Genomic DNA, 8,146 nt, shown 5'->3' on the forward strand with positions numbered 1-8,146 from the left:
AAAAACGAAGCTCTGTTAAAGGGTGAAGAAGTATAGGAAATACCCTGCAGGTATCCCTTAATGCCCGGAACGCGTGGGCAGGAAAGAAGAAAACTCAGGAATTTTCTTGCACCGTAAGAGAAAATATTTTATAATGGACCTCAAAAGGAAATATCCTGCGGGTATCCCTTTACGTCCGGTAAGGCGGGACAGGCTCTGCACAGAGAGCATTGGCGGAAAGAGGAGATACGTTTCGGATATTCCGTGATGCCTGGAAAGAATGGCAGGAAAGATGCAGGAAGATGGAAAAACAGGAATTAAGAAGCGGATTCACAACAGGAACCTGTGCCGCTGTTGCTGCCAAGGCAGCAGCGGCCATGCTGTTAACCGGGTGTGAATTACAGCATATGACACTTATGACGCCAAAAGGAAGGTCGGCTGATCTTCCTCTTTTTCATATTGTCCTGAGACGGGAAAAGGCGGTATGCGCCGTTAAAAAGGATGCAGGAGATGACCCGGATGTGACACATCAGGCCATGGTGTTTGCAAGCGTTCAATATTCTGATGAAAAGGAAGATGGACAGGCTGCGGGAATCTATCACAGAGAGGGAGAGGAGGGAAAAGGCCCTCTTTTTCTCACTGCCGGAGAAGGGATCGGCTGGGTGACAAAACCTGGACTATCCTGTCCTGTGGGCATGCCGGCCATTAATCCTGTTCCCCGTGACATGATCTTTTGCGGGGTGGAGGAAGCCAGAAGGGAAGCGGGCTTTGATGGTTCCTTAACAATCACCATCTGGATGCCGGAAGGAAAAAAGCTGGCGGAGAAAACCTTTAATTCCAGGCTGGGAATTGAAGGCGGGCTTTCTATACTGGGGACAACAGGAATCGTAAAGCCTATGAGCGAAGAGGCGCTGATTGCCACCATACGTCTGGAATTACATATGAAAGCGGTGGCAGGCATGAAGCGGGTGATCCTGGTTCCGGGAAATTATGGGGAGGCCTTTATACAGGAAGCGCTTGGCCTTAACATAAAGGACGGGGTGATCTGCAGCAATTTCATCGGAGAAGCTTTACAATCGGCAGGTGGGGAAGGATTTCACCAGATCCTGTTTGCAGGGCATATCGGGAAGCTGATCAAGACTGCAGGAGGTGTACCCAATACCCATTCCAAATATGGGGACCGCCGAATGGAAATATTGTGGGACTGCACTGCCCCCTTTTCAGAGGACAGGGACGGATTAAAAGATAAGATCCTGACAGCCAACACCATGGAGGAGGCCGCGGGAATCCTTAAAAGCTATGGGATTTTAGAGCCTGTCATGGAAGAGGTGGTGAACAGGATCCAGGGATACATGACTCTCTGGTCAGGAGGGGGGAAGGTGGAAGTGGTGACATTTTCCACGATGTACGGTATACTGGGAATGAGCCGGGGATCGATGGAGCTTATCGGGTTGTTTTCCGGTGCAGAACCGGGACGGAAAGAACAGGAGGAATAAACAATGGCTGGAATCATGTACGGGATCGGTGTAGGGCCGGGAGATCCGGAGCTTATGACATTAAAAGCGGTAAAAAGGATCAGGGAATTAAAGGTCATTGCCATTCCCCATAAAAATAAAGAACAGTGTACGGCATATCAGATTGCAAGACAGGCAGTGCCGGAGATAGAAGAAAAAGAATGCCTTCATCTGCACATGCCCATGACAAAAGATGAAAATATACTTAAGGAAAGCCATGATCTGGCAGCCAGGATGGTTATGGAGTATTTAGACAGGGGAGAAGATGTGGGATTTATCACCCTGGGGGATGTAAGCATTTATTCCACCTTTACCAATCTGTTGGAACGGCTTTGGAAGGAAGGCTATGACACCCGTTTGATAAGCGGAATCCCATCCTTTTGTGCCGTGGCGGCAAGGCTTGGAAGCCCCCTTGTATCAGGAGCAGAGGAGCTTCATATCATACCGGCCTCTTATCAGGTAAGAGATGCCTTAAAGCTTCCTGGAGTAAAAGTGCTTATGAAGGCCGGCCGGCAGTTGGATGCGGTGAAAAGAGAACTGAAAGACTGTGGGGCCAGCGCCGTGATGGTGGAAAACTGCGGAATGCCGGATGAACGGATCTATCGTTCCCTGGATGAGATTCCGGAAGATGCCGGCTATTATTCTTTGGTGATTGTGAGGTAAGTATGGTACATATTGTAGGAGCAGGTCCGGGAGCGCCGGACTTAATTACAGTGAGAGGCAAGGAACTGCTTGAGAGGGCGGATGTGATCATTTACGCAGGCTCTTTGGTAAACCCAGCCCTTTTGGAATACAGAAAAGCCCAGTGCCAGGTTTATGACAGTGCCAAAATGACCCTTGAGGAAGTGATTGCGGTTATGGCGGAGGCAGAACGGGAAGGAAAGATGACGGTAAGGCTCCATACCGGCGATCCCTGTATTTATGGCGCGATCAGAGAGCAGATGGATGAACTGGAGGAAAGAGGGATCCCTTATGATGTATGTCCGGGAGTCAGCTCTTTTTGCGGTGCGGCCTCCTCCCTTAAAATGGAATATACCCTTCCTAAAGTGACCCAAAGCGTGATCATTACACGCATGGCAGGCAGGACGCCGGTGCCGGAACGGGAATCCATCGCGTCCTTTGCGGCACATGGAGCTACTATGGTAATCTTTTTAAGCACCGGTATGCTGGATCAGCTGTCAGAGGAATTGATAAAAGGCGGTTATCTTCCGGATACTCCTGCCGCTATCGTCTATAAGGCCACCTGGGAGGACGAAAAGACCATAAACTGTACGGTGGAAAGCTTAAGTGCAAGTGCAAAACGGGAGAACATAAAGAAGACAGCCCTGATTCTTGTGGGCAATGCCCTAGCCCAAAACGGCTACGAACGTTCCAAGCTTTATGACCCGGTTTTTACCACGGAATACCGGAAGGGAACGGGGGACGAATGATGAAGCTTTCGATCATCTGCTTTACGGAAGCAGGAGCCAGGCTCAGCGTAAAGCTGGTTAAAGAATTATTAAAAGCAGGACAGCCTTGTGAAGCCTATGGACGGTCAGGGCTTCTTAAGTCCTGCCCTGACGGGGATCTCATGATCCCTGTTTCTGCATCCTTGTCAGAATGGACCAGGGAGCAGTTTTTACAAAAGGATGGAATCGTGTTTATTGGAGCTGCTGGCATTGCTGTCCGGGCAATTGCACCCTTTTTAAAGAGTAAGGCAGAAGACCCGGCCGTGGTGGTCATGGATGATATGGGCAGATTTTCCATTTCCCTTTTATCCGGTCACTTGGGAGGAGCCAATGAACTGGCAGAACGGCTGGCAGAAATGACGGGCGGTCAGGCAGTTATTACCACCGCCACGGACATTCATGGAAGATTTGCAGTAGACTTATTTGCCAAGGAGCAGGGACTGGTCATTACAGATATAAAAAAGATTAAAATGATTTCCTCCGCCATACTTAAGGGGGAAAATGTAGGATTTTATTCCGACTTTCCGGTTTCAGGAAAGCTTCCGTCCGGACTTATCCCAGGGGAGGCCTGTGGTGTAAATCTTTGGATCACCATAAAGGAAAGCGGGAAAGATGAGCCACTTAAGGAATCCTTAAGGCTGGTTCCCAGGCTTCTGGTTCTGGGAATCGGATGCAGAAAAGGGGTTCCTGCCAAAACCATAGAAAAGGTTCTTGACCGGTTTTTCAAGGAATGGAACTTATCTCAGGAAACACTGGCTGCGTGTGCCAGCATTGATTTAAAGAAGGAGGAAGAGGGCATCTGCCGGTTTGCTGCTTCTAAAGGAGTCCCGTTTTACACTTATCCGGCGGTCGTGCTTGAAGAAACAGAAGGGGAATTTACTTCCTCTTCCTTTGTCAAGCAGGTCACCGGAGTTGATAATGTATGCGAACGGGCGGCCCTTGCCTGCGTAAAGAAATTGGGCGGCGGTAAACTGCTGGTAAAAAAACAGGCGGCAGACGGGGTGACGGCAGCTGTGGCTGTCCTGGATTGGAAGGTGCAATTAGATCCGTTTAATTCTTTAGGAGGTAACTTATGACAAAGTCAGGAAAACTTTACGTGGTAGGAATCGGGCCAGGTTCTTATGAGGATATGACCATAAGGGCCATTAAGGCCCTGGAAGCGAGTGAGGTCATAGTAGGGTATACTGTATATATAGATTTGATCAAGGAGCATTTTCCGGATAAGGAGATGCTTGCCACGCCGATGCGCAGGGAACAGGAGCGTTGCCTGCTGGCTATTGAGGAAGCTAAAAAGGGAAAAACCGCAGCCATGGTATGCAGCGGAGATTCAGGTGTTTACGGCATGAGCGGATTGATCCTTGAGTCGGCCCGGTCAGAAGAAGACCTTGAGATTGAGATCATACCAGGAGTGACTGCGGCCTTAAGCGGAGGTGCCGTTTTAGGCGCTCCTCTGGGCCATGATTTTGCGGTGATCAGCTTAAGCGATCTGCTCACTCCCATGGAATTAATTGAAGACAGGCTTAGGGCTTCCGCCCAGGCAGACATGGTCATCTGCCTTTATAATCCTTCCAGTAAGAAGAGGGCCGGTTATTTGAAACGGGCCTGCGAGATCGTAATGGAGCACAAAAGCAGGTCAACAATCTGCGGCCTTGTAAAAAATATTGGCAGGGAAGAGGAAGAAATGGCGGTCATGACTCTGGAAGTACTAAGAGATACCCAGACAGATATGTTTACCACCGTTTATATAGGAAATTCCATGACAAAATTGATCAATGGCAGGATGGTAACACCACGAGGATATAAAAATGTGTAGAGTTTTAATATTTGGAGGCACCACGGAGGGCCGGCTTCTGGCAGAATACTGCCATGAAAAGAAGATAAACGCATGGGTCAGTGTGGCTACCGGATATGGAAGGTCAGTGCTTTTGGAAAGTCCGTATCTCCACATTCATGAGAAACCCATGGCTGCCCATGAGATGGAAAGTTTTATCGAACATAACGGCATCACTCTTGTACTTGATGCCACTCATCCTTATGCCACGCTGGCAAGTGAGAACATACGCACTGCCTGCAACCGGACAGGAACTTCCTGCATAAGGATTGTAAGAGAATCAGCCGAAAATTTAAAGCCGGGAGATCAGGGGGAAGGAAAGGTTCTGTGGGTCAGTGACTTAGAGGAAGCGGTCCTTGCCCTGCATAAAATACCTGGAAATATTCTTGTCACAACAGGAAGCAAGGAGCTTTCTGCCTTTACCAAACTGGACTCCTGGGAAGAACGGGTTTTTGCCAGAGTTCTTCCCGGCCTGTCTGTGATCTCTGCCTGTGAGCAGCTGGGGCTTAAGGGGAAGCATTTAATTGCCATGCAAGGCCCTTTTACCGCCGAGATGAACCGGGCCATGATAAGACAGTATGACATCAGCTGTCTGGTGACAAAAGAAGCCGGACATGCGGGAGGCTTCCCGGAAAAGATGGAGGCAGCAGTAGAATGCGGGATAACGGCAGTTGTCATCGGGCGTCCTGGAAAGGAAGAAGGAATGACTGTCAGGGAGGCCAAGAAGCTATTATCCGATGATAAAGAGGAGGAGGCCCAGTCTCAGGCAATGCCGGAGCTTCAGATCCGGACTGGGAAGAGAAAGGTATCCCTGATCGGAACCGGCATGGGAGGAGAGGATCAGATGACCGTTAAGGCATGGAAGGAATTGCAGCAATGCGATGTGATCTTTGGTGCAGAGCGGATGCTCTCCGGCATTTCTCCTGCAATTTCCCGAGCCGTTAAAATACCCTTTTATACAAGTAAGGACATTCTGCCCTATCTTCAGGAGCATGAAGAGTATACCAGGATCGGAATCCTGTATTCCGGTGACACAGGCTTTTATAGCGGGACCAAAAAGATGGCGGAGGCATTGGCCCAGGAACCATATTGCCAAAGATATGACACGGTGGTTCTGCCGGGAATCTCATCGGTTTCTTATTTGTGCTCACGGTTAAAAACGGACTGGGAGGATGTGCGGCTTGTGAGCCTTCATGGCCGGACCTGCGACATGATAAAAGAATTAACCCTTTATCCCAGGGTATTTGTTTTGTTGGACGGAATCAATACGGTGAAAAGTCTGTGCCGGCTTCTTAAGGAACATGGATTTCACGAAGCCAGGCTGTCCGTAGGAGAACGGCTTTCCTATCCGGATGAACGGATAACCGTTGGAACGCCGGAGGAGCTTAAAGAGCAGGATTTTGATATGCTGTCGGCTGTATTAATAGAGAGATAAGGTATAAAAGATTAACTGGATATGCAGGCATATCCGCATGATTCATTAGGAGGCAAATTATGAGAGATGAACTGTTTATCCGGGGAGATGTGCCCATGACAAAAAGTGAGGTCAGGGCTGTTTCAATATCAAAGCTGGAACTGGAACCGGATTCCGTCCTGTATGATATAGGGGCTGGAACCGGCTCCGTATCCATAGAAGCGTCCCGGTATCTCACAGAAGGCCGGGTTTATGCAATTGAAAAGAAGGCGGAAGCCATAGATCTTATAAAGGCCAATAAGGAAAAATTTGGAGCAGGCTGCCTGGAAATCATTGAAGGAACCGCACCTGAGGCATTAGAAGCTCTTGAAGCCCCTACCCATGTATTCATCGGAGGAACTTCCGGCACCATGGATCACGTACTATCCCTGGCTTTAAAGAAGAATCCAGGGACCAGGATTGTAATCAATGCAATTGCTTTGGAGTCCCTTTCAGAAATCCTTTCCTGGCTGAAAAGACATTCTGTCACGGCTGAAATCGTGCAGGTTTTAATATCCAAAGGAAGGGAAGCAGGGGACTATCATCTGATGATGGGACAGAATCCGGTTTATGTGGTTTCCTTTGGCGGGGAAGGGAGGAACGACATTGGATAATTCCTATCCAAGGCTGATGCTTGCCGCCCCTAAAAGCGGCAGCGGAAAGACCATGATGACCTGTGGGCTGTTAAATGCGTTTCTTTTAAGGAAGCTGTCCTGCCGGTCTTTTAAATGCGGTCCGGATTACATTGATCCCATGTTTCATAAATATGTGCTTGGCATTGACGGTGGAAATCTGGATACTTATTTCCTTGATAAAGAGCAGGTCAGGGAACAGTTTTCGGACCAGGCAAGGGGAGCAGGGATTTCCGTCATTGAAGGCGTTATGGGGTATTACGACGGGGTGGGAGGAGACACCACTCAGGCCAGCTCCTATGAGGTGGCATGCGCCCTTGATGCGCCGGTGGTCCTGGTTTTAGATTGCAAAGGAGCCAGCTTATCCCTGGCCGCAGTGGTGAAAGGCTTTCTTGAATATAAGGCAAACAGCCGCATAAAGGGTGTGATTTTAAACCGGACCTCTTCTGTTATGGCAGAACGGCTGAAACCGGCCATGGAAGAACTGGGAGTGCATGTTTACGGATATTTACCGGAATGTGAGGAGGGGGCTTTGGACAGCCGCCACTTAGGGCTGGTTCTGCCTGGAGAACAAGAAGGCCTGAAAGATCAGCTGAATCAGCTGGCTATGAAGCTGGAAACCACCATAGACATCAATGGACTGGTAAAGCTGGCCCAGGATGCCAAGCCTCTGCCGTCTCTTCAAGGCAGATTAAAAAATCAGGTTTCCAAGGTAACGCAAGGAGAAGAAGTGCTGATAGGACTTGCCTTCGATGAGGCTTTCTGCTTTTATTATCAGGAGAACTTAAGGCTTTTAAAAGAGATGGGAGCAAAGCTCATACCCTTTAGCCCGATCCACGATAAAAGGCTGCCTTTAAGGATTCGCGGCCTTTTGCTTGGCGGCGGATATCCGGAGCTTTATTGCCGGGAGCTTTCGGAGAATGAATCCATGCTCCGGGAAATAAGGCAGGCATCAGAACGCGGCCTTCCCATACTGGCTGAGTGCGGAGGATTCCTGTATCTCCATGAACAGCTGGAAACAAAGGACCATAAAACATATCCCATGGCCGGTATTATAAAAGGAAGGGCATTCCCTACAGAACGGTTGTTAAGGTTTGGTTATATTGAGGCATTTCCCAATGCGGATACCCTGTTTTTGAAAAAGGGTGAGTCCATCCGGGGGCATGAATTCCATTATTGGGACAGCACAAATAACGGATCCTGTATGGAAGCAAAGAAACCAGGCGGGAAAAAAAGCTGGGACTGCGTTCATGGGGAAGGTAATCTCCTGGCTGGCTTTCCCCATTTTT

At 49.0% G+C, this 8,146-nt stretch carries 8 protein-coding genes; all 8 read left to right on the forward strand.

All coding sequences use genetic code 11. The features are described 5' to 3' along the window. The first annotated feature begins 281 nt into the window (after positions 1 to 281). Positions 282 to 1,475 (forward strand): cobalt-precorrin-5B (C(1))-methyltransferase CbiD, encoded by a 1,194-nt coding sequence (gene cbiD / locus RT269_RS02030; protein WP_313180334.1) that lies wholly within the window; start codon positions 282 to 284, stop codon positions 1,473 to 1,475. A gap of 3 nt (positions 1,476 to 1,478) precedes the next feature. Next, positions 1,479 to 2,156, forward strand: coding sequence for a precorrin-2 C(20)-methyltransferase (gene cobI / locus RT269_RS02035; RefSeq protein WP_313180335.1), 678 nt, complete (start codon positions 1,479 to 1,481; stop codon positions 2,154 to 2,156). A 2-nt stretch (positions 2,157 to 2,158) separates the two neighbouring features. Beyond that, positions 2,159 to 2,923, forward strand: coding sequence for a precorrin-4 C(11)-methyltransferase (cobM, locus tag RT269_RS02040; protein ID WP_313180336.1), 765 nt, complete (start codon positions 2,159 to 2,161; stop codon positions 2,921 to 2,923). Continuing rightward, positions 2,920 to 4,017: a cobalt-precorrin 5A hydrolase gene (locus tag RT269_RS02045; protein ID WP_313180337.1), complete on the forward strand. Its 1,098-nt coding sequence runs from the start codon at positions 2,920 to 2,922 to the stop codon at positions 4,015 to 4,017. Before cobM ends, RT269_RS02045 begins: the two co-directional genes overlap by 4 nt. Continuing rightward, a complete protein-coding gene (gene cobJ, locus RT269_RS02050) occupies positions 4,014 to 4,754 on the forward strand; it encodes a precorrin-3B C(17)-methyltransferase (protein ID WP_313180338.1) in 741 nt (246 codons plus the stop codon). Before RT269_RS02045 ends, cobJ begins: the two co-directional genes overlap by 4 nt. Next, entirely contained in the window at positions 4,747 to 6,207 is a 1,461-nt protein-coding gene (gene cobK, locus RT269_RS02055; protein ID WP_313180339.1) for a precorrin-6A reductase, read from the forward strand. Before cobJ ends, cobK begins: the two co-directional genes overlap by 8 nt. Positions 6,208 to 6,266: 59 nt before the next feature. Then, positions 6,267 to 6,839, forward strand: coding sequence for a precorrin-6Y C5,15-methyltransferase (decarboxylating) subunit CbiT (gene cbiT, locus RT269_RS02060; protein WP_313180340.1), 573 nt, complete (start codon positions 6,267 to 6,269; stop codon positions 6,837 to 6,839). Next, positions 6,832 to 8,146 (forward strand): cobyrinate a,c-diamide synthase (locus RT269_RS02065; RefSeq protein ID WP_313180341.1); only part of this gene is annotated, 1,315 nt, incomplete at its 3' end. The genes cbiT and RT269_RS02065, both read left to right, overlap by 8 nt.

This window comes from Lacrimispora sp., from assembly GCF_032078915.1.
GTDB lineage: Bacteria > Bacillota > Clostridia > Lachnospirales > Lachnospiraceae > Lacrimispora.